22 protein-coding genes are annotated in these 23,653 nt (G+C 41.8%); 2 read left to right on the top strand and 20 right to left on the bottom strand.

Features of this window, described 5'->3' with window-relative positions; all coding sequences use genetic code 11:
- Positions 1-60 precede the first annotated feature (60 nt).
- The 10 genes from AC1DOK_RS02405 to metH form a co-directional block, all read right to left on the bottom strand.
- Positions 61-624, bottom strand: coding sequence for a hypothetical protein (locus AC1DOK_RS02405; RefSeq protein ID WP_477552618.1), 564 nt, complete (start codon positions 622-624; stop codon positions 61-63).
- A 210-nt stretch (positions 625-834) separates the two neighbouring features.
- On the bottom strand, positions 835-1,905 hold the full coding sequence (locus AC1DOK_RS02400; protein ID WP_477552617.1) for an SAM-dependent methyltransferase: 1,071 nt from the start codon (positions 1,903-1,905) through the stop codon (positions 835-837).
- 46 nt (positions 1,906-1,951) lie between these two features.
- Positions 1,952-2,713 carry an ABC transporter ATP-binding protein gene (locus tag AC1DOK_RS02395; protein ID WP_477552616.1) on the bottom strand — a complete coding sequence of 254 codons (762 nt, stop codon included), beginning with the start codon at positions 2,711-2,713 and terminating at the stop codon, positions 1,952-1,954.
- A 48-nt stretch (positions 2,714-2,761) separates the two neighbouring features.
- A complete protein-coding gene (locus AC1DOK_RS02390; protein ID WP_477552615.1) occupies positions 2,762-3,100 on the bottom strand; it encodes a cyclic-phosphate processing receiver domain-containing protein in 339 nt (112 codons plus the stop codon).
- An 18-nt stretch (positions 3,101-3,118) separates the two neighbouring features.
- Positions 3,119-3,991, bottom strand: a complete 873-nt coding sequence (locus AC1DOK_RS02385; protein WP_477552614.1) for a deoxyribonuclease IV — start codon at positions 3,989-3,991, stop codon at positions 3,119-3,121.
- On the bottom strand, positions 3,975-5,390 hold the full coding sequence (locus AC1DOK_RS02380; RefSeq protein ID WP_477552613.1) for a ribonuclease H-like domain-containing protein: 1,416 nt from the start codon (positions 5,388-5,390) through the stop codon (positions 3,975-3,977). Before AC1DOK_RS02380 ends, AC1DOK_RS02385 begins: the two co-directional genes overlap by 17 nt.
- Before the next feature lie 48 nt (positions 5,391-5,438).
- Positions 5,439-7,715, bottom strand: a complete 2,277-nt coding sequence (locus AC1DOK_RS02375) for a DEAD/DEAH box helicase (RefSeq protein ID WP_477552612.1) — start codon at positions 7,713-7,715, stop codon at positions 5,439-5,441.
- A gap of 227 nt (positions 7,716-7,942) precedes the next feature.
- Entirely contained in the window at positions 7,943-8,158 is a 216-nt protein-coding gene (locus AC1DOK_RS02370) for a hypothetical protein (protein ID WP_477552611.1), read from the bottom strand.
- 81 nt (positions 8,159-8,239) lie between these two features.
- The gene (gene rnz, locus AC1DOK_RS02365; protein ID WP_477552610.1) at positions 8,240-9,166 is read right to left on the bottom strand and encodes a ribonuclease Z; all 927 of its coding nucleotides are present in this window, start codon (positions 9,164-9,166) and stop codon (positions 8,240-8,242) included.
- A 77-nt stretch (positions 9,167-9,243) separates the two neighbouring features.
- Positions 9,244-12,687, bottom strand: coding sequence for a methionine synthase (metH, locus tag AC1DOK_RS02360; protein ID WP_477552609.1), 3,444 nt, complete (start codon positions 12,685-12,687; stop codon positions 9,244-9,246).
- A gap of 182 nt (positions 12,688-12,869) precedes the next feature.
- Between metH and AC1DOK_RS02355 the strand changes: the two genes are divergently transcribed.
- Positions 12,870-13,412 (top strand): 1,2-dihydroxy-3-keto-5-methylthiopentene dioxygenase, encoded by a 543-nt coding sequence (locus AC1DOK_RS02355; protein WP_477552608.1) that lies wholly within the window; start codon positions 12,870-12,872, stop codon positions 13,410-13,412.
- Positions 13,413-13,514: 102 nt separating this feature from the next.
- Here the strand turns inward: AC1DOK_RS02355 and AC1DOK_RS02350 are convergent, their stop codons facing one another.
- The 3 genes from AC1DOK_RS02350 to AC1DOK_RS02340 form a co-directional block, all read right to left on the bottom strand.
- A complete protein-coding gene (locus AC1DOK_RS02350; protein ID WP_477552607.1) occupies positions 13,515-14,312 on the bottom strand; it encodes an HAD family hydrolase in 798 nt (265 codons plus the stop codon).
- Positions 14,302-14,523, bottom strand: coding sequence for a DUF896 domain-containing protein (locus AC1DOK_RS02345; RefSeq protein ID WP_477552606.1), 222 nt, complete (start codon positions 14,521-14,523; stop codon positions 14,302-14,304). Before AC1DOK_RS02345 ends, AC1DOK_RS02350 begins: the two co-directional genes overlap by 11 nt.
- A gap of 272 nt (positions 14,524-14,795) precedes the next feature.
- Positions 14,796-15,233, bottom strand: a complete 438-nt coding sequence (locus AC1DOK_RS02340) for a LysM peptidoglycan-binding domain-containing protein (protein ID WP_477552605.1) — start codon at positions 15,231-15,233, stop codon at positions 14,796-14,798.
- 146 nt (positions 15,234-15,379) lie between these two features.
- Between AC1DOK_RS02340 and lexA the strand changes: the two genes are divergently transcribed.
- On the top strand, positions 15,380-16,006 hold the full coding sequence (lexA, locus tag AC1DOK_RS02335) for a transcriptional repressor LexA (protein WP_477552604.1): 627 nt from the start codon (positions 15,380-15,382) through the stop codon (positions 16,004-16,006).
- Between the two features lie 163 nt (positions 16,007-16,169).
- Here the strand turns inward: lexA and AC1DOK_RS02330 are convergent, their stop codons facing one another.
- The 7 genes from AC1DOK_RS02330 to hflX form a co-directional block, all read right to left on the bottom strand.
- On the bottom strand, positions 16,170-17,567 hold the full coding sequence (locus AC1DOK_RS02330) for an MATE family efflux transporter (protein ID WP_477552603.1): 1,398 nt from the start codon (positions 17,565-17,567) through the stop codon (positions 16,170-16,172).
- A 13-nt stretch (positions 17,568-17,580) separates the two neighbouring features.
- A complete protein-coding gene (locus AC1DOK_RS02325) occupies positions 17,581-18,063 on the bottom strand; it encodes a CYTH domain-containing protein (RefSeq protein ID WP_477552602.1) in 483 nt (160 codons plus the stop codon).
- An 85-nt stretch (positions 18,064-18,148) separates the two neighbouring features.
- On the bottom strand, positions 18,149-18,694 hold the full coding sequence (locus tag AC1DOK_RS02320; protein WP_477552601.1) for a glutathione peroxidase: 546 nt from the start codon (positions 18,692-18,694) through the stop codon (positions 18,149-18,151).
- Positions 18,695-18,818: 124 nt separating this feature from the next.
- Complete coding sequence (glnA, locus tag AC1DOK_RS02315) at positions 18,819-20,147, bottom strand: type I glutamate--ammonia ligase (RefSeq protein WP_477552600.1); 1,329 nt, start codon at positions 20,145-20,147, stop codon at positions 18,819-18,821.
- A 232-nt stretch (positions 20,148-20,379) separates the two neighbouring features.
- Positions 20,380-20,790 carry a MerR family transcriptional regulator gene (locus AC1DOK_RS02310; protein ID WP_477552599.1) on the bottom strand — a complete coding sequence of 137 codons (411 nt, stop codon included), beginning with the start codon at positions 20,788-20,790 and terminating at the stop codon, positions 20,380-20,382.
- A gap of 178 nt (positions 20,791-20,968) precedes the next feature.
- A complete protein-coding gene (locus AC1DOK_RS02305) occupies positions 20,969-22,222 on the bottom strand; it encodes a methionine gamma-lyase family protein (RefSeq protein WP_477552598.1) in 1,254 nt (417 codons plus the stop codon).
- A 16-nt stretch (positions 22,223-22,238) separates the two neighbouring features.
- The gene (gene hflX / locus AC1DOK_RS02300; protein ID WP_477552597.1) at positions 22,239-23,528 is read right to left on the bottom strand and encodes a GTPase HflX; all 1,290 of its coding nucleotides are present in this window, start codon (positions 23,526-23,528) and stop codon (positions 22,239-22,241) included.
- Positions 23,529-23,653 lie beyond the last annotated feature (125 nt).

The following is a 23,653-nucleotide window of genomic DNA, read 5'->3' as shown; positions in this document are numbered from 1 at the left end:
GCTGAAAGAAACAGAAAAACGTTGTATATTTTGATATGAATATTTAATATAATCCATATTTCATTTCCCCTTATCAATCAATGACATTAAATCTTCCATTGTGCTCGGCATAATGTGCTGCTGGAAAATCATCTCCCCTTCTTGTGAATAAACAAAAACAATCGGATAATTTATAATCTGCAAGCCATTTTTTTGAAATTGCGCTTTCAATGTTTGATCGAAGATAACTTGTTTTGCGTAAGGATCTGTTTCTACTAACTCTGCAAGCTTGGCAACTTCATCTTTCTTATTTGTCGACCATAAATAAACGATGTTAGTATCTTTTTTGGATAAAAGTTCATGAAACCGTTTTAATTTCATATAGAAAGACTGCGAAAAATCTCTTCCCATCGTATAACTGCCGATATCGACAACAAAAATGGTATAAGCTTTACCCTTGATGTCCAAAGTCTCTTCTTTTCCACTCAGTAAATTAATTGGCAACGAAGATAATTGAGAGGGAAAGGTTGCTTTCTCTGGGGGTAGATAGAGTAAAGGCTTCGAAGGACTAAACCATTGCATATACACCAAATATCCGAGCAATATTAGAAAAACTGGCAGCAAGAAGTTGAGCGTTTTTCTCATTTAGATTCTCCTCGTAATTATGATTATGTAATTTTTAGATAAAAAAGGATTTAATTCTACATTATGTTATCACACTCTGACATTGTTTTTCAAAAATTCTGTTTATTTTCGGAAACTATTAGTTTTTTTGTAAGATTGCATATGGCTATCCAAAAAATAAAGGCCAGCCCCTTCATCCAAAAGGCTGACCTGCTAATCTTATTTAATTTCTTAATTCTTAACCAAGAATAACGTTAATTCCTCACGATTATGGAACAACTGCTTAGCATGCTGTAAGCTAAGTTCTGGCTCAAGTTCTTTAATCAACTCTTTGATGGTTTGGAATGGCTTCTTATGCATCAATTTAACCGTAAGGATGATTGTACCACCAACTTGAAGCGCATAGAGTAGATCCTTAAGCAGCTTACCTGTCTGCTTCGGACTCCAGCTCATATCGCACACAAGTAAATCATATTGATTCTCATCTAACTTAACGTTCGCAGCATTGCGACGATAGTAGGTAAGTCGCTTATGGCGAATGATGGAGGGATCAAGTGCTCCAGGGTCGATCGCAGTCACTTGAAGACCACGCTCAAGCAATAAGCTTGTCCAACCACCAGGAGCCGCACCAAGATCAATTGCATTGCGATACTGTGTGAAATCCAGTCCAAAAGCATACTCCGCTTCTAACAGCTTAAATTTAGCTCGCGAAATTTGCCCATCCTCTTTGCGGAAACGAATCGCTCCTCCAGCCCAGTCTGATAAATTATCCGAAGGGCGAGAAACGCCAATAAAGATAGTGGTAGCTGTAACATAGATTGAAACGATCTGATCCGCATCGCGCACAACTGTTTCCACAGAGAATCTTTCAATGAGTACTTCATCTAGAGCTTTCTTGATCTCTGAAGGAGAATAAGCAAAGCCCGCGTTCTCAGCCTTACGTACCTGCACAGCTATTTTCTCGTCTCGATTCAAGTCAGGTAAAGCTTTAATTGCACGACGAATCGCGACTAAATCAGCTTCATGATCCATCTCTTCGGACCGCGTTAATTGAGTCTGTACCGGATGAATATGTCTTAGAAACATCGGTTCTTGACTATGTATGTGCTGAAGCACATCTTCATATGAAAGTTCAACCGTAAACTGAAAAGTCTCGGACGGAACTAAATACTTAAACTTCATTCCCGTAAATAATCTTCGAAGCTCTTCAATCGCATATACTGCAAATCCGTGATTCGCCGTCCCAATCCATGTTGAACTTACGCTTGTTGTCTCTTCTTCTACATCCATCTGATTGTTCATCGTATGTTTATCTATTCTCCTTATGTCTGTACAAATTCAATTCATCTTACACAACTTTAATCCATGGACGATCTTTGAACCATTCAATTTCAACAGGTACATCAAATACTTTACGTAAGTTATCGGAAGTCAGAACTTCCTTCTTAGGCCCAGACGCGATTAATCGGCCTTGTTCAATCAGGGCAACATGCGTGAAGAGCGGAATCATTTCTTCAATATGATGAGTAACATACACAACTGTCATATCTTTACCCATCTCCGTTATGTCAGCGAGCAGCTTTTCCCGTTCATACAAATCAAGACCAGAGCATGGCTCGTCTAGAATGAGAATTTCAGGATTCGTCATTAGTGCGCGAGCGAGCATCACTTTCTTGCGTTCACCCTGAGACAAGCTACCTAGTGGCTGCTCTATTACATGCCCAAGACCAATTTTACGTAAAAAAGCAACTGCTTTCTCAATAACTACAGGCTCAATCGTTTGATAGAAACGTAAGAATGCGTATTCCCCTGTTGCCACAACTTCCCAAACTGGATCTGATAAATTCAATTTCTCAAATAGGGATTGCGATATATACCCGATTTTGCGACGAACTTCACGTACATCACATTGTCCATATCGATTCCCTAGAACTTCAACCGTACCTCTGCTTGGAAATTCATATCCGTTTACCAGTTCGAGCATCGTTGTTTTTCCTGAACCGTTGCGTCCAAGTATAACCCAATGTTCGCCTTTACGCACTTCTAATTGCACATTATCCAGAATCTTTCTATCTTCTCGTATAAAATAAACATCCGATAATCGTATCATACAGCTTCCCCATTCCCCAACTTAAGTATAATGATTAGTATGTATAAGCTACTTAGCTTCTTTGGCAACAGCGGCAATCAGGTCGTCAGGCATCGGACCATTATGGAGCTTCACGTGATCAGGTTTACTCTCATATAAAGTTTCATACATTCTGACTTTCCCGCTATGAGAGGAGGTATGCAAAAAAATACTTCTAGGATACTTACCTGAAGCTGCAACCCAACGTGCAACCTCACTACCAGTAGGGCAATTCCAGCCCAAATCAAAATCTAAGGATAAAATATCAACCTCATATTGATCTAAAATTAAAATGCATTCTGCCGCCGTTTTGGCAAGTACAAATCCTTCTGGACACCGTCTAGAATCATCTAAGTAAACATGTATCACGTACAGATCTCTCTCCTTCTACTCTTTATTAGATAAATATTTAACGTGATTAATTTCTTTGTAATGCGTACCATCTAACCCTTTGGGTGTTTCTAGAATACAAGGAACATGTCTGATCACTTCAGAGTGTAGAAGCTGTTGTATACCCGAATTCGTAATATACCCGCTCCCAATAGGAGCATGCCGATCCCGTCTCGAACCAGAAGGATATAAGGAATCATTCAAATGAACCGCTTTCAGGTATTCAAAATATTCAAGCTTAACCCCGTGATCTACTACTGAATCCCAGTTATGTCCATTCCATAATCCACTAGCGAATGCGTGACAAGTATCCAGACAGTAGCCAATTTTATCAGGATAATCACTTAGCCTACGTATCGTTGTTAATTCATCTAAGGTCATCCCCATCTGTGTACCTTCGCCTGCTTGATTCTCTATCAGTAGCAAAGCTTGACCTTGCCATTCTTTGAGCGATTTATTTGTCAATTGTATAATATTTTTGTAGGATTGTAACCTATCAATACCCTTATTTTTACCAAAATGCACGACTAAACCAATTGCACCACAGGCTTCGGTAATCTCTAAACAATTCAGGAGTGCATGATGCATAATATCCTGCTGATCTGCATCTACCGCTAAGTTCAAAGCATACGGTGCATGCGTAATCGAGACTATTCCCAAGCTGTGGGACAAGCTAGCGCATTCCCTAGCATCATGTTCATTATAGGATGATTTGAGAACGAGTGAACGAGGATTTTTGGGGAAAAATTGAAATGCGTTAGCTCCCATCTTATGTGCCATTCGTACAGCACCACAGTAACCTTGCCTGGTCGAGACATGAGCTCCAATTAGCAGCGCGGAACACTTCCTTTCCTTACTGCTTCCTAGCATTCCCCAATTTCTGTGATTTTGTACGTAAACGGTCCATTCGTTTCTGTAGTTCAAGCTCTGCAATTGTATCTGTAGCTGTGTATCTGCGCAGCGCTTTGCGTCTTCTTAACATTTCGTATGCCGAAGTCGATAAACTCATCGCTTTAGCAAAGTTGCGTTCACGATGCTCGTAGTGAATAGCTAGCTCAATATAGGGCTGTATCATCGTTGGGAGTCCACTTGCTCTTGTATCGATCCATCTGTGCCATAAAGATACAGCACGCTGATGCTCGTGTTTCTGTTTATAGTAAGTCGCTAGCCTTAGCGGCAGATCGCTGCGCCATACTGCATTTCCCTCGTCTGAATATGAGCCATATAGCAGCTCCTGCCAAATATGATCCAGTAATTCATTAGCAAACACCTGTTTATTCATTTTCGCTAACCATAATGCTGAACGAAACCGCTCTTCTAATGGCATACGACTTAGATCAAGTGTACCTGAAAGCAGCTTAGCAAAATGAATGACTAGAGAAGCCAGCGTCACGATATCCTGTTCATTATGCTTGAATACCCCATGTAAGAGAGTCGGATTACTTTCCGCTAAATATTGAAAATACAGTGCTGGAGCAAGCGATCCTGGTACATCATCATACCTATACACGCCTAGACGATCCACTTCTACTTGGCTTAGCTTGCAGGTAGGCAGCGTATTCTTCCAAACGCTCCGGGAAGGATGAAGAAGATCGATATGCTGTAGTTCACTATTATCTGCAGGCTGACGATTCAGGATAAAACGATTCAAAATAAGCGGCCAATCGAAGGTTCGTCCATTATAAGTGACTAGATGTGTAAACCGCTGAAGCGTAAGTTGTAAGTAATGCAGCATAGCAAGCTCCTCAGCGGGATTGCGAATGAATAACTGTTCTACTAAAAATGACTCATCAGTGTAGTAACCAATTCCGATCATAAAAGGAACGTTCCCCGCTCCAATTCCAAGTCCAGTTGTTTCCGTATCGAGAAAAAGAAGTGAACGCTCAGACAAAGTGTCTGCACCTGAACCGTTACTTTGAAAAGCTATTAATTCAGTAGCATGGATCCGTAGCTCGTCGAGTTGATAGATTCCTTGTGATTCGGATAGTAAATAAACCTTTCGACGCAGCAGGAATGAGCCCTTTTCATTGTGGCATAGTTCTGCCCCAATGAGCGACCAAGCAGGCTCAAGAAGAGGCTTATCAAGCAGCATATCAGCTGTGTCAGCTTGCAAATCTTGATCTACTCGCTCTCCATAGTCAGCCCTTACCTCCATATGATCACTAGATAGTGAATGTTCATGTTTATGTTCAAGGTCACTATTTACGCTTACCGCTGACTTCATACTAGCCTGTTTATGTCTGAGCAACCGCTCTCTCACACTGCTCATGTCTTTTCACTCCCTTTCCTCAGCACCGAATTATATTTATATCGTTAATTATATCGTCAGTGACAATAAATCTAGCGCATGCTTCTTCCCTAACAAGCCAACCTCTTCAATAGGTCCGACACAAGCAGGGCAACCGCTCAGACAGCTACAGGAGGTAATAATCTGCTTAGCTTGCTCTAGCAAATCTGCATGAATCTCGTATAAATGCTCACTAAGTCCGACTCCACCAGGATATCGATCATAGAAGAATATCGTTGGTTTCTTATTATGCAAAGCGCGTACTTGAGGCACGACTCTGATATCAAACGGATCACACATTAAATACAAGGGTGCGATATGAACAAGTACATTCGCAATTCCAAGTAAGCCATATTGCAGATCGTTCGCAGTAAATTTCTCGGTTACCGAATCATCGAACGAGAACCAATAAGAGCTTGTGTGCAACTCTTCCTCTGGCAATCGAATCGGACCAGAGCCGATATTCTCATGACTCCTCAAACGGATTTTTTTGAATATTGTCGCCTGCGCATTAATCGTAACTTCACCATAATGGCGTTCCAAGCCATCGCGCTGTTCTTCTTTATTCACATGTAGAACCTTGAGCTGAACAGCCAGATTCGCATCCGTATAGTAGTCGACATTCACTTCACGTACGAAAGCCTTCTTCTCTTCATAGTCAAGCTTCTCCACCTGATATTGCACACCCTCATGGATATAGATCGCTTCTTCATGAATAAGCGTTGGTGCTGAGAAACGATCCACTTCACCAATAACACGTGAGCCATTCGATAGATCGATAATGATGAAATTCTCTTGAGCTGCGGAACGAAGTGAGATACCTTGCGCTGGAAAGGATTGCTCCATCCAGTACCAGCGCTTGTCCACCTCGTGGAGTACCTTCTCTTCGGCGAGATAATCGAGAATATCGATGAGCGGCTCATCGCCGAACTTCTCACCCGCTTCGAACGGCAGCTCATACGCTGCGCATTTAACATGATCAACGAGTATGATGAGGTTATCTGGGCTAATGCGCGCCTCCTCTGGCGGACGTTCGAAGAAGAACTGTGGATGCTGGATCACGTATTGATCCAGCGTCCCAGAGCTCGCCACAAGCACGGTGAGCGAGCTCTCCTTGCGGCGGCCTGCACGGCCCGCCTGCTGCCATGTGCTGGCAATTGTGCCAGGGTATCCGCACAATACGCATGCCTGCAGTTGGCCGATGTCGATGCCGAGCTCGAGAGCATTCGTGCTCACTACGCCGCGGATCTCGCCGCTGCGGAGCCCGCGCTCGATCTCGCGGCGCTGCATCGGCAGATAGCCGCCGCGATAGCCGCGGATCGACTTGCTGCCGAGCTCGCCGCGAATCAGCTCCTGCAAGTAAGTCAGCAGCAGCTCTACCCGCACGCGTGAGCGTGCAAAGACAATCGTTTGGATACCGCTGCTAAGCAGCAGTCCAGCGATTTTGCGTGCTTCTAACACGGAGCTCTTGCGTATACCCAGTTGTTCATTTACAACCGGTGGATTATAGAAGACGAAGTGCTTATCACCTGACGGCGCTCCATTGTTGTCGACAAGTGCAACTTGCTCTCCAATCAGTCGTTCTGTATGTTCACGCGGATTCGCAATCGTTGCAGATGCGCAGATGAACTGGGGATTCGAGCCGTAGAATCGACAAATTCTTTTGAGCCGGCGAATGACGTTCGCCACATGTGATCCAAATACGCCACGATAAGAATGCACCTCATCAATGACCACATAACGTAAATTCTCGAATAGCTTGACCCACTTCGTATGCAAGGGAAGAATAGCTTGATGCAGCATATCTGGATTCGTAACTACAATATGCCCCGCATTCCGAATCGCTTGTCTTGCGGATACTGGTGTATCCCCATCATAGGTGCTTGATTTAATATCCACACCCATTACCTCAACGAGCTTCTGCAGTTCGGTTACTTGATCTTGGGCTAATGCCTTTGTCGGAAATAAATACAGTGCTCTTGCACTATCGTCCTCGATAATCTTCTGTACAACAGGCAGGTTATAACACAATGTTTTACCAGATGCCGTTGGTGTGACCGTAACTACATGATCCCCTGCTAATGCTCGTTCGAACGCTTCACTCTGATGTGTATATAAGTACCCTATGCCGCGTGTAACTAGGGCAGATCGCAATTTAACATGCAAGCTAGACGGAAATAGGACAGTTTTAGCCTCTTTTGCTGGAATGGTATGCCAATTGGTTACGCCAGCCATTATTTCTGGTTTACTGCGCATGACCTCTAGCATTTCTTCTATGGACGTTACTTTCCCCGTTAACGGATTCACTTTCGCATTTCTCCTCAACCATACGTATAATTAGTTCCATTGTACAGAATATACGTTCGTCTTTCAATATACCTGAAGCTAAACTAAAACAAACATAGACCAAACAAGGAAACTAATATGCTTAGTCCTTTCGAACCTGATCTCAACCTGCTTTCTCGACAAAAAAATAAAGGAACCGACGTCATGTCGGTTCCTGCGCTTTCCCGGGAAAAGTTAGCTGTATTTCCCTATATAGACTCTACTAAATCATCGTAGTCATACCGCAATTTCTCATCATCGGAAGTTTCTGAATCTGCATTCACTTGTAAGGCAATCCATGCGTTTTCACGAAGCTTATCCAACACCTCGCGGAGTTCAGCAATCCTAACCTTTGATTTTTCATTTTGGAGTGCGGATTGAAGTGCATATTCAATGACAGCGATATCCTGACTATTAAATTTCATGCTGTTCACCTCATCGGATGTTGATTTGCTTTGCTATCCCCCACTATTTTTACCTTAATCATGGCAAATTAATCATAAATTTCATTTATGTACAATATCATACGACCAAAAATCAGAAGCAATGTAGGTATCTGAATGAATTACCTTAGCTTCAGCAAGAAGTGATGTCACATCATCAGATTGATAACGCGAAGAAACATGAGTTAAGATCAGCGTTCGAACCCCTGCAGTCTGAGCAATTTGAGCAGCTTGCTCCGATGTTGAATGACCATAATCGTTCGCATGTTCAGTATGCGAGGCCGCAAAAGTAGCTTCATGAACCAGCACTCGAGCATTCTGTGCAAGCCTAACTGCAGAATCACACGGCTTCGTATCTCCCATTATGGCGACAATACGTCCGTGGATCGTAGGTCCAACATAATCTTCTCCCCTAATTGTACGTCCATCAGGTAGAGTAATTAGACCACCCTGCTTAATTTGAGCATAGATTGGACCCGGTTTAATTTGAGATGCCTTGAGCTTCTCAACCTGCAACGTCCCTGGCTGATCAGGCTCCGTAACTCGATAACCGAAGCATTCCCCACGATGTACCAGTCTTCTGGCTTCGACAGTATACCCGTCTTGTGTAGTAATAATTCCTTCTTTCGTAATCTCTTCAATCTGTAAATCATAATTTAGATGCGAACCACTGATCTCAATGGATTGCTTAATAAATGCAGCAATTCCTGGTGGTCCATAAACCGTTAACGGCGACTCTCCACCTTGATAAGAACGTGAAGACAAGAGACCAGGTAAACCGTATATATGATCACCATGTAAATGTGTGATAAAGATTTTATTGGTTTTACTCAACTTAACCGGAGTTCGAAGTATTTGATGCTGTGTACCCTCGCCGCAGTCGAACAGCCAATATACACCTAGCTCCGCAAGTAAGTTAAGTGCTATGGACGTCACATTCCGTTCCTTCGATGGTACCCCTGCACCTGTTCCTAAGAAATATAGCTCCACTATAAACTCCTCCTATACCTTACTTAAAGGCAGTAAAGCGCAGGAATCCCTGCGCTTATCATTATTGCCAATTTCTATTATACTTTGTTCACGTTAAAATAACGCGCTTCTGGATGTGCAAACACAATAGCAGATACAGACGCTTCAGGCTCCATCATGAAGCCTTCCGTTAGATCAATTCCAATATCCTGAGGCTTCATTAACGCAAATAATGGTTCCTGATCTTCTAGATTCGGACACGCTGGGTAACCAAACGAGAAGCGTTGCCCGATATACTTAGCACTGAATCGTTCCTGCATCGTCATTTGGGCATGATCTGCGATCCCCCACACATCACGCATAATGTGGTGAATTCGTTCAGCGAACGCCTCTGCAACCTCAAGTGCAGTAGATTGTAAGGCATGTGAACGTAGATAATCTCCACTCTCACGCCATACTCTAGCTAGATCAGATACACCCTCTCCCGCAGTAACGATTAGGAAACCAATGTAATCCATTTCACCACTATCTACTGAGCGTATATAATCAGCTAAGCATAGGTAAGGCTCTACATCTTGGCGTGGGAAGTTAAACGTATGTAGGATGCGAGTCTGATCTTCTGGATCATATACAAGCACATCATCACCACGCGATTGTGCTGGGAAGAACCTATACATACCACTAGCCCGAATAATACCTGTTTGCTGAGCCTCGGTGAGAATACCATCTACCGTTTCCTTCAAGCCGATTGCCTTCGCATCTCCTTCGGAAATTAGCTTCTCAACTTTACCTTTAAGCCCTAGATGATGCCCAAGTAACATTTGCATATTCACATAAGGAAGCAAATGACTTATTGGATAATCACGAAGTACATGACGTTCTAAATCAGGTGGCGTCATAATTGGACCGTCCTTGCGTACATTAGAGGTCACATTAAGCGGAGCCTTAGTAACAATTGGTGCAGGTTTACCTGATTCCATCACATCGGAATCAATATTATCACGAAGCTCCTGTACTAGCCGCGCACGTTGTTCAGGGTCGCTTATTTGATTAGCGATATCAAGTCCATTCATCGCATCTTTGGCATAGAGTACGAGTCCTTCATACTCAGGCTGGATGCGGTTCTTCGTGAACTTACGTGTTAATGCTGCACCACCTACCATGATTGGGACGTCGATTCCAGCATTCCGCATATCCTGTGCAGTTACAACCATCTGTTGGGCTGATTTAACTAGAAGTCCGGACAGACCAATGGCATCTGGCTTTTCCCGATGATATGCCTCGATTAACTGTTCAGGTGGCACTTTAATCCCTAAGTTAACAATCTCATAACCATTGTTAGCGAGTATGATTTCTACCAGGTTCTTACCAATATCATGAACGTCACCTTTAACTGTCGCAAGCAGAATCTTGCCCTTGACCGCGGATTCATTCTTCTCCATGAACTGTTCTAAATGAGCAACAGATGCTTTCATCACTTCTGCGCTCTGTAGAACCTCAGCTACGATTAACTCGTTATTATTAAATAAACGACCAACTTCCGACATACCTTGCATCAGCGGTCCGTTAATTACTTCTAGTGCAGAATATTTCGTCAAAGCCTCTTGAAGATCCGGAATAAGTCCTTCTTTCGTACCTTCCACCACATAAGAAGCCAAGCGCTCCTCAAGTGTTAGATTCGAAATCTTTTCCTTCTTCTCAACTTTCTTCACACGGAAATGCGCTACAAACGCTGCTAGTGTATCATCGTTCGTTTCATAAATGAGCTGCTCGGACAATCTACGCTCTTCTTCAGGAATGGAAGCATAGCGTTCCAGCTTCTCTGTGTTGACAATCGCATAATCGAGTCCAGCCTTCGTACAATGATATAAATAAACGGCATTAAGTACTTCACGTCCAGCTTCAGGCAAACCAAATGATACGTTAGACAATCCAAGAATTGTCTGGCACTCTGGCATAGCTTCTTTAATTAAGCGAATACCTTCAATTGTTTCCTTAGCGGAGCCTATATATTGTTGATCTCCTGTTCCAACAGGAAACACGAGTGGGTCAAAAATAATATCAGATGCATTCATGCCATATTTATTCACCAGCAAGTCACGTGAACGCTGAGCCACTTCCAATTTATCGGTAGCCGTAATCGCTTGACCACGTTCATCAATTGTACCAACTACTGCAGCCGCTCCATATTTATGAATTAGGGGAACAACATGCTCGAACTTCTCTTCACCATCTTCAAGATTAATGGAGTTAATTATCGCTTTACCTTGCGAATATTTAAGCCCAAGCTCAATGACACGAGAATCCGTTGAATCGAGCATGAGAGGAACTTTTACCTTCTTCACAACTAGCTTCAGGAATTGTTCAACATCCTCAATTTCATCACGGTCAGGATCTTGTAAACAAACGTCTATTACATGCGCTCCTCCTTTAACTTGGGCACGTGCAACTTCAGATGCTTCTTCAAACTTACCTTCGGCAATCAGACGTTTGAATTTACGAGAGCCTAATACGTTTGTACGCTCTCCAACCATGTACGGACGGTTTTCTGATTCAATGTACACAGTTTCGATACCAGATACAGCTGGAGGATGCGATCCTGCAAGCTGTCTTGGAGGAAACTTGGATAATGATTTAACTAAAGCAGAGATATGCTCAGGTGTTGTACCACAACAGCCGCCAGCAATGTTTAACCAGCCCTGCTCAGCAAACGCCGTCATCTTCATAGCAAGAGAATCCGGGGATTCATGGTAATGTCCGTTCTCATCTGGTAAGCCCGCATTGGGATAACAGGATATCGATGTATCCGCAATTTGCGATAAGCTACGGATATGATCACGCATAAACTCAGGTCCTGTTGCACAGTTAAGACCAACTGAAATTGGTTTAAGATGTTCTAGTGAAACATAGAATGACTCAATGTTCTGTCCTGCAAGTGTAGTTCCCATCGGCTCAATCGTACCTGAGATCATAATCGGTAATTCACGCTTTAATTCTGCAAAAGCTCGTCTAATTCCAATTGAACCAGCTTTCACATTTAATGTATCTTGAGATGTTTCTAGCAATAATGCATCAACACCAGCTTCCATTAATGCCACAGCCTGCTCATAGTAGCTTTCTTCAAGCTGTTCGAATGTAACTCCACCTGTTACAGCAAGCGTTTTGGTTGTGGGCCCCATCGCACCAATCGCATATCGTGGCCATTCAGGTGTAGAATATTTATTAACAGCATCAATTGCGAGTCTTGCAGCTTCTAAATTTATTTCACGTGTGCGATCCTGCAAATCATATTCAGCAAGAACAACACTAGTAGCTCCAAAAGTATTGGTTTCAATCATATCTGCTCCAGCAGCTAAATAGAGCTCATGAATTTTGGAGATGACGTCAGGTCTCGTGAGTACGAGCATTTCGTTACATCCATCAAGCTCCTCACCACCGAAATCTTCACCCGTTAAATCTTCTTGTTGAATCATTGTGCCCATAGCACCGTCTAAGATCAGAATCTTCTTAGCTAACTGCTCTTGAATAGTAGGTTTCCCCATATCGTTTCTCCTTTTTTCTCGTAAACATCCGACTATTCTTAAAATTGATTATTAGTTTAACAGAATAGACGCATTATGAAAAGAATATCGCGTGCTACATTCTATACATCGGTAACAATTTCCACTATAATAATGGTTATAATTAAATTCTTATTATCACATTGGAAAAGAGAGGGATTAGAATGGCAGAGATACGTATACGTAACACAGGTGAACGCATTACTGGTGAGGAGAATGTTAAAGCATTCCTAGAAGCCCAGACCGTACTTTATGAGCATTGGGATCCTAACAAACTGCCACAGCATTTGCACAATAAATTCGTCCTTACAGATGAAGAAAAAACAGAAATATTAGTAACCTTTAATGATGAAATCCACAGCATTGCAGGTAGACGTGGTTATCGGACTTGGGATGTTATCGCTCTATCTGATGCAACACCGAACATTGAAGAGCTACTTCAGAAATTCGAGCAAGTGCATACACATACAGAAGATGAAGTCCGTGCTATCGCTTCAGGTCAAGGGATTTTTGTTATTAAAGGACCAGAAGACATTGGTTACTTTGATGTTGAACTCGAAGCTGGTGATCTGATCTCAGTTCCAGAGCGAATCCCACATTTCTTCACCCTAATGGAATCACGTCAGATTGTTGCTATTCGTTTGTTTATTGAAACCGAAGGCTGGATCGCACAACCTTATGATGATCCTGATTTCGTAACTGCCTAAAATTATTATTACATTATTTAAAAAAGTTTCTTAACAATAAGTGAGGCTGTCCCTCAAGTCTTCTGACTCAAGGAACAGCCTATTAATTCTGAATAAACTAAATTATAGCTGATCGCGTAGAATGATTTCTTGTATTTGTGTTAGATCCTGAATTTCATATCGAGGTACAATCTCCCCTGTTTGCGAAAGTCCACGACGGTTAATCCACATATTAGGCATACCAACACGGTTAGAGCCAAGAATATCTGTCGTCAGTTTATCCCCAATCATTACGCCTTCACTCGCGTGAATGTTCAGAAGTGACATCGCATATTCAAAAATAGACTCATCAGGTTTACCTTTACCGAAATCACCTGATATAACAATATGATCAAAATAGGCAGCTAGCTCAGGTACGCCATCAATTTTCTCCTGTTGAAGATCTGGCGCTCCGTTCGTTAACATAAGTAACGTATATTCCTCTTTCAATTGCTTCAACACAGCAAATGTTTCTTCATATACGTATGGACGGTTCCGACGTTCAACTGGGAATAACTCACCAAGCTCATACCCAAGAGCAGAATTATCAATACCTAGAGCTTTCAGACCACGTGTCCAAGCTTCAGTACGGTATGTAGGAGCAAGTGCTTGCAACTTTCTGAAATTCTCATCTGCACCGCCAGTAAAATTCGCCCATAAGGCTTCAAAAGGATTGATCCCAATATTCTTCGTAAACGGGAATGTCTCATAAGTCTGATATAACGCTCTAGCTTCTTTACGAACTGCCTGCTCAAGCTCCTCTGGATCAACAGCTACTTGTTTAGCTGCCTCTTCACAGGTTACACGAAACGCTTCTTGTACGCTTCTGTCGTCCCACAACAGCGTATCATCTAAATCAAATAAAATAGCTTTAATTGTCATTGCCTTGCTCTCCCTTCGATTCAGATTCTGGAATTACATTCCCATCTTTATCCACATACTTGATATTCTCAAGATGATTCTTAACTTGACCTGTGACAGATCGAATATACTTCTTGCGAAGTTCAGCGCGTTCAGCAACTTCTTCCTCTGTTAAGGTTCCTAGTTTCGCTTTACGTGCTAATTCATTAATGCGATCAATTGTTTTTTGCATCTGGTTGATTGAACCTCCCTGAATGACCGTTCATTAGTTGTAATTATCACTAATACTTTGCCATTCAGACAAGCCATTGTCAAGTTCGAGAACTATGAATTTAGATTTATTGGATCATTCAAATAATAGTATAAAAACCTTCATATGTACACTACTTATCTTATTGTTTCATTTAAAAAGTAAATATCCCATTGTTTCAGTCGAGTAATAAATCATTATTGTATAGTTTCAATCGAACATTACTCATCTCATTAGTCTTGCTTAAATAGTCATCATCTAGGTAATTCAAGAACTTGTCCTTCTTGTATGTTGTTGGAGGTTAAGTTGTTCGTTGCAACGAGCTTCTTAATATACGTTCGCTTATCCATCTGACTTGGTGCATGTTCTGCAGCGATTGACCATAACGTATCACCACTGTATACAACAACAGTTAATGTATCTGAATACGAGTTCGAGTTCGCATTATTGGAGGAATGTGTCTGTGAGTATCGATCTTGACTTGGTTCTTGCGATGCATAAACATGGACAATTGCCCCAAACAGAATCGCAATACTAAGCAGCATAACAAGTGTCATTGTTCGCATTACGAATCTACCTTGCTTCTTATGATGCTGTACCTTCTGTTGAATTACTTGCAATGAATTAACAGTTCGATTAACGGTTCTCTTCATAGAACCCGATGTATAGTCCTCATGACATGATAAATACATCATTTTCCACCACCCAAACATTTGTTCTATTCGTAATTTAACACGAACATTTGTTTGTGTCAATCAAATATTCGAACTTATGTTTGTACGAACTTGGGTTCTATGTTATACTTTTAGAAAATGATTACATACTGGAGGGCTACCCCGTGAGCAAAGTGTCACAGCGCCAATTAGCCATTCTCGATTTTATTAAAACTGAAGTCAGATCCAAGGGCTATCCACCATCTGTTCGTGAAATTGGCGAAGCTGTCGGCCTTGCATCATCTTCTACTGTACATGGACATTTGGATCGTCTTGAGAAGAAAGGGTTAATTAGACGAGATCCAACTAAACCTAGAGCAATTGAGATTTTAACTGATGGAAGTTCGAAGGGTGCAGAGAATTTCAATTTATCTGTATCACGTGTGCCTTTAATTGGTAAAGTCACTGCTGGTGTACCAATAACCGCAACGGAGAACATTGAAGATTACTTCCCATTACCGAACCATTACGTCAAGGATGATAAAGTATTCATGCTTAGTGTCCTTGGAGATTCGATGATCGAAGTGGGTATTAATAACGGAGATTATGTCATTGTACGTCAACAGCAATCGGCTGATAATGGTGATATCGTCGTTGCCATGACAGAGGATGATGAAGCTACAGTGAAAACATTCTACAAAGAGAAGGATCACATTCGCTTACAACCTGAGAACTCAGCTCTTGAGCCAATCCGTCTACGGAATGTGACGATTCTAGGTAAGGTCATTGGATTATTTAGAGATTTTCATTGATCCTTCAATAATAATCCTTCATCAAGATTCATCAATAAAATTCTCCATCATTAAGATCCATAATTAAACAATAAACGGCTGTCACAGAGTTAATCTGGACAGCCGTTTTCTTATCTTTTTTATTATCCGAAACTCCAGTAAGCGACAAAACAACATTAAGCGATTATATTAGCTTGTGTCTATGCCACTTATCTCCTTTGAACCTTAACATGAAGATCAATCCACGTATACCCCACTCCGCAACCATTGCTACCCATACGCCGATAATCCCATATCCTAATGTAATCCCTAGAATGTAACCAAGTACGACTCGGAATAGCCACATCGTAAGCAAAGAGGTTATCGAGGTAAAGTTAGAATCCCCTGCTGCTCGTAAAGCAGATGGCGTGATAAAGCTAATTGACCACAGGAATGGTTGTGCAATAGCTGTAATCAATATGATTGTATAAATCGTTGGGACTATTTCATCTGGTGGAGAGAACAAGCCTACCAAGAACGGGAATAAAGGCATGAGTACAGCACCTATGATGACAAAGCATATCGAAGACAGACCAAGAAATGATTTAATAAATTTACGGGCGTCCTTCACATTCCCTCTCCCCATGCATTGTCCAACAACTGTTACGACAGAAATGCTAAATGCACTTGCCACAACTTGAAATAGCATGGCTATGGAACCACTGATCGCACTGACTGTCATGGCCATTGTCCCTAGTTGAACGATGAAGGTTTGTGTTAATAGCTTCCCTCCATTGAAGAACATCTGCTCAGCAGCAAATGGAACCCCAATAAACATAATCTTTTTTTGAATCGCAAAATCTAACTTCAAAGCACTCTTGATACGAACTCTTAGCGTGTGATTGTATTTTAACAAATAAATGACGGACGTTGCCGCACCTAATACCCTTGATAGTGTCATTGAAATGACAAGCCCCAGAACGCCCATATCGAGTACAGTTATAAAAAGTATATTTAATCCCAAAAAGGTCAGATTCATAATTAAAGATAGTCCCAAGCAGGCTTTCGTTTCAGCTGCACCTCGGAGTACACCGCTCACAGCTTGAAATAGGGCTATCAATGGATAAGAAATACAACTACCAATTAGGTAGACTTTAGCATTCTGAAACACTTCTACCTCTGCATTACCAAATAGCAAATTTAAGATTGGTGCATGAAAGACGAACACAAGCAAACTAATTATCACAGATAATAGCGTGACCGCTGAAACAGCTTGGCCAGCAGCGTTCGACATCATCTTCTGATTACCGTTTCCTTTATATTGTGCGACTATTACTGTACCACCGGTTGCAACCGCAATGAATACGTTAATTAAGAATATATTCAAGGAGTCGACCATACTCACCGCACTTACCGCTGCAACACCAGAAGAGCTAATCATAGCTGTATTAAGAATACTCATACACACGATGAAAGCTTGATCGACTAGAATCGGGATAATAATGGCTATTATTTGCTTGTAATCAATTGACTCCCCAGTAAAGTATTTATTCAGCAGCCATACCGTTTTATGTTTGACAGCCACGCTAGCATGACTCAGCATATTATCACATCTTTTAGTTTAGTGTTTTGTGATCTTGAATTTCTACCCATAGGTTCTGGTTTATGTATCCAGCCTCTCCAGTAACTTCTTTTCCAAACCATGTAGGCGGGGCAAATTGTGCAGCGACCTCTTCACTTGCGAATTCAATTTCTATCGTCATCAGGTTTAACTCTTTTGTATTGTGATAAACATCCAAATCGAATTTATTGTGATCGATCAGGACTTTGAATCTTGTTTTGCGAAGAGCAATCAATTGGCTGTTCTTTAGGAGCTGATTGTACGTCGTTTCATTGATAGCAAATTCAACCTCATCACGTACTAATCCCCTACCCGATTTGAAGGTCATCGTATATTTAGACTGATCAATCCTGCGGACACGAATCGACTCCGTATCATTATGGGCTAGATAGGTTTGTTCAATTTCTTGTTTTTTTAGTATTTCTAAATCATTAGGTTTGTTTGGTACTAAAAATTTTCGTTCTATTTCTTGGTTCATACTCTGTCCTCCAAGCTCATCTTAGTTACAATTCAATAATAAGAGACGCCCCCTAAATAATCAAATTAAGGAGCGTCTTTATGAATTATAATAATGCTTCTACATCTAACTCTAAATCAAATGGAGAAACTGATGACTCAAAACGTTTGACAACATCACCTTCACGGTTAATCAGAAACTTAGTGAAATTCCATTTCACGTCATTACCTTCGAGAATTTCTGGGAACTTCTCTTCTAAGATCGCTTTGAGCATCTTCGAAGTTGGGTTTGATAAATCAAAGCCTTCAAAAGGCGCTTGCTCCGTTAAGTATGTAAACAAGGGATGCTTATCAGACCCTCTTACTTCAATTTTTTCAAATAAAGGGAAAGTCACACCATAGTTTAATTGGCAAAATGCATCAACCGCCTCGTTCGAATCAGGCTCCTGTTCACCAAATTGATTACATGGAAATCCCAATAGAACAAGTCCTTGCTCCTTATATTTCTCATATAACTTCTGTAAGTCAGCATATTGAGGCGTAAAGCCACATTTACTAGCTGTATTAACAATCAGTATGACTTTGCCTTTAAATTCTTCTAGGCTAATCTTAGTTCCGCGAATATTGTTTACTGCAAACTGATATACTCCCATTTTGTAGCACCTCACAAGTTGATTATTGCAAACTATTATATCATACATTCATCTGATAGTAAGATTGTATCATATTCTGAGAATAAAAAACCCTCAACGCCTAGAGCGCCAAGGGGCTGTGTAATTAGAATGTGGTCATGTATTGCTCGCGTTCCCAAGCGTGAACTTGTGTACGGAACATATCCCACTCAATTTCTTTAAGCTCGCAGAAATGAATTAGTGCATGATCACCAAGTGCTTCAGAGATTACTTCGCTCTTACGAAGTTCATCAACAGCTTCTTTCAAGTTTTCTGGTAAGCTCGGAATTCCATCAGCATATCTTTCTTCTTCTGTCATTACATAAATGTTGCGATCCGTTGGAGCCGAAAGCACCATTTGCTTCTTAATTCCATCAAGACCTGCTTTAAGCATTACAGCAAGTGCAAGATATGGGTTCGCTGCAGGATCGGGATTTCTAGCTTCAATACGAGTACTTATACCACGTGACGAAGGAATACGAATCATAGGCGAACGGTTTGATGCTGACCAAGCAACGTAGCAAGGCGCTTCATAACCAGGAACAAGACGTTTATATGAGTTAACAGTCGGATTTGTAATAGCTGCAAAAGCTCTTGCATGGAACAGCATACCAGCCATATACTGACGAGCAGTTTCACTAAGACCTAGCTTATCCGACTCATCGTAGAATACGTTGTCTTTACCACTGAATAGCGATTGGTGACAATGCATACCGGAACCTGCTACACCGAAGATCGGCTTAGGCATGAAAGTAGCATGTAGACCATGTTGACGAGCTATCGTTTTGACAACTAATTTAAATGTTTGAATTTGATCTGCAGCTTTAATTGCATCTGCATATTTGAAGTCAATTTCATGTTGACCTGGTGCATTCTCATGGTGAGATGCTTCGATTTCAAAGCCCATTTCTTCTAAAGTTAAAACAATATCTCTACGACAATTTTCTCCAAGATCTGTAGGTGCTAGATCGAAGTATCCAGCTTGGTCATTAAGCTCAAGCGTAGGGTTACCCTTCTCATCCGTTTTAAACAAGAAGAATTCTGGTTCTGGACCAACTTTCATTGCTGAGTAGCCCATTTCTTCTGCTTCTTTCAGAACTCTTTTGAGTACTCCACGAGGATCTCCAGGGAATGGATTACCATTAGGTAAATAAACATCACAGATTAATCTAGCAACTTTACTTTCCATAACCCAAGGGAAAATAACCCAAGTGCTTAAGTCAGGATATAAGTACATGTCAGATTCTTCAATACGTACATAACCTTCAATTGAAGACCCGTCAAACATCATTTTGTTATCGAGGGCTTTCTCTAGTTGACTTAGTGGAATCTCAACGTTCTTAATTGTTCCTAGTAAATCGGTAAACTGCAGTCGAATAAACCTTACATTTTCTTCTTTCGCAATTCTAAGAATGTCTTCTTTTGAGTAACTCACTTCAGATTGCCTCCTACATGTTTGGTGTAATTGTAAGCTAGGCGCCTACCTCGCACTTTTTGTTTTTTATGTACTTAATTAAGTTACAGACAAGCTGCAACCTGATCATACTTCAAATAGAAAGAAAACATTAAAAATAATCATATATAGGTCGCTCGGCTTCACTATGTGAACAAATTTCACATCATGTTGTCACAAAAAGAAAACCCTATTCAATTAATTTAGAAATTGTTTAATTTGAATAAAAGCGTGACAACTCGCCTTGAATAAGCGACACTTGACCAGGGCGTTTAGCACCTAGTAATTGCTGCTTAAGCAAGCTTCGCAACTGTAATTCAGTTAGCTCTTTCCGTTTTTCTTCGGTTTGTTCATCTAGAACAGTACCCTGTTCAGAATCCTGATTATCTGTCGTAAACATTTGTTTAATCCCAGCGATATTAACACCTTTCTCCAACAATTCTTTAATTCGGAGAAGATTCGTAACGTCGTTGAAGGAATATAATCTCTGATTACCTGACGTTCGTACTGGGAAAACAAGTTCATTTTGCTCGTAATAGCGAATTTGACGTGCTGTTAAGTCTGTCAACTTCATTACTATTCCAATCGGAAAGAGTGCCATATTTCTGCGGAACTCATCGCTCAAAAGTAATCACTCCCGTGTTTATTAGATTATCAAGATTTTATAGATTCTATACTCCGAAAATGCTTGATAACTTCAAGAAAATGCTTCCTTCACACTAGATTCAGAAGTTTTTTCTTGTTACCCTATTTAACATTGTAATATCTTAGGTCGAAGGATGTCAATAATATGTTAGATAAGTTCACAATAAATGATTATTAATCATGTTTTGAAGCGCAGTTAACACACCAAACTTGGCGTGAGCATAGGTTAAACCGCCCTGCATATACGCAATATATGGCTCACGAATAGGCGCATCAGCTGACAGCTCTAGTGAACCACCTTGAATAAAGGTTCCAGCAGCCATAATAACTGGATGCTCATATCCCGGCATATCCCAAGGCACGGGTACTACATGCGCATCTACAGCGGATGCTTGCTGGATGCCTTGCACGAACGTAATGAGATGCTCAGCGCTCGTGAAGCGAATTGCTTGAATGAGGTCGGTACGCACCTCATTCCATGCTGGGCTCGTCTCGAAGCCGAGCCCCTCGAATAGGGCAGCGGCGAGCACCGCGCCCTTAACAGCTTGCCCCACCATATGCGGGGCAAGGAACAAGCCCTGGTACATGCTGTGCGTCGCGCCCAGCATGGCCCCCACCTCGCCGCCGATGCCCGGCGCGGTGTGACGATAAGCGGCGAGCTCTACGAGGTCTCGCCGCCCAGCAATATAGCCGCCAGTTGCGGCTATACCACCACCCGGGTTCTTGATCAGCGAACCCGCAATTAAATCGACGCCTACTTGTGGCGGCTCGAGCTCCTCTGTAAATTCACCGTAGCAGTTATCCACGAACACGACAACATTCGGGTTAATTTCTTTCACAAATCGAACCATTTCTCCGATTTGTTCAACTGTGAACGAACGCCGCCAGTCGTAGCCACGCGAGCGCTGAATACCAACGACCTTCACACTTGAATCCTGCAAGGCAGTTCGGATTTCGTCCCAGTCTGGTAAACCTTCATTGGTAAGCTCAACTTCTCCATAGGCAATACCGAAATCAGCAAGTGAGCCCTTGCCATCTCCAGGCTCGCCAATTACTTTGTGCAGCGTATCATAAGGCTTACCTGTTATGTATAATAGCTTATTCCCTGGGCGAAGCACACCGAACAGCGCTGTCGAGATCGTATGCGTCCCCGAAGCAAAATGTGGCCGAACAAGTGCAGCTTCAGCACCGAACACATCTGCATACACCAGATCAAGCACCTCACGACCGCGATCGTTATATCCATACCCTGTTGAACCCGCAAAATGATAATCACTGACCTTATGCTTCTGAAAGGCACCAATGACCTTCCATTGATTATGATCAATTAATCGATCGATTTCACGAAATCTCGGTTGTGCACGGTCTTCCGCACGTTCGGCTAACTCTGTAATTCTAGGATCAAAAAACATATTATTCGTCCACTCCTTAAGTCTCTACCACATAATCACGAAGCTTGTTCGCAACCTTGGCGTAATCATCCTTATTGATTCGTATCTCATAAATCATTTCATCATTTTCTACCCGACTGCTTAGCACTTCACCAATTCGGTACACAAGCGAAGTTAAATCTCCACGCTCAGCTGGAATGGAGAATACAAGTTGATTGTCCATCAGCTTTTCTTGAATGGCAAGCCGCAGTTTGTCCAAATCTTCCAAACAATAAGCAGACATTCTTATATAATCACCTGGAGCTGTTAACAAGGCGATTTCATTAGGTATACACAGGTCTATTTTGTTAAACAAGGTTAATTGCTCTTTGCCGTGTGCTCCTAGCTGTTCTAACACTCCATCTACTACTCTCATCTGCTCCGCTCGCATCTCAGAAGAGGTGTCAACGACATGCAGAATCAAATCAGCTTCACATACTTCCTCTAGAGTAGCACGAAACGCTGCAACGAGTGAATGTGGTAAATTCTGAATAAAACCAACCGTATCCGTAATGATGATTTCTTTACCGCTTGGTAACTCAAGAGCTCTTGAGGTTGGATCAAGTGTAGCGAATAGTTGATTCTCAATATAAACATCAGCATCCGTCAACTGTTTAAGTAGGGTTGATTTACCTGCATTCGTGTAACCTACTAGTGCAACTTGGAACGCCCCTGACTTCTTACGACGTGCACGATGAAGCGTACGATGACGCACAACCTCATTCAACTGCGCCTTCAAATCCAATATACGCCCGCGAATGTGACGACGATCCGTTTCGAGCTTAGCCTCACCCGGACCTCTAGTCCCAATTCCGCCTCCAAGACGAGATAAGTTCTTCCCTTGACCTGATAATCGAGGTAATAAATAGCTTAACTGTGCAAGCTCAACTTGAATGATCCCTTCCCTCGTTCTTGCTCGTTGTGCGAATATATCTAGAATTAATTGTGTTCTATCAATGATTTTGACATCTAGCGCAGCTTCCAAATTACGTACCTGTGCACCAGACAACTCTTGATCAAAAATGGCCGTGTTTGCATCCAATGCCTCAAGTCGCTCTCTCAATTCTTCCACTTTGCCTTTGCCGATGAACCATTTAGAATCCTTGGTTTCCTTGTTCTGCGTCATCGTGTCTAGTACTAGAGCACCTGCGGTTTCGGCCAATTTAATCAATTCCTGAAGTGAATAAGCTACTAGTGCTTCACTCTTCTTCATTTGCTGTGTCACCAAAGATACCAGTACTGCGCGAGTCTGTATATCCATCGTAACATCATGCACAGACACTTTCATAGCTTCACCCCTAATATGTATCCAGCTTCAATAAAGCACAATTTTCTATGTAAAAGCTACAGTGAGTATATCACGAACTCCGAAGAAGGAGAAACGATTTCACCTGTCATTGTAGCCACACTAAC

The sequence above is a fragment of the Paenibacillus sp. P5_B5 genome, assembly GCF_056400365.1.
The sequence above is the reverse complement of the archived record's forward strand: the minus strand, read 5'-3'. Positions and strand labels throughout refer to the sequence as shown.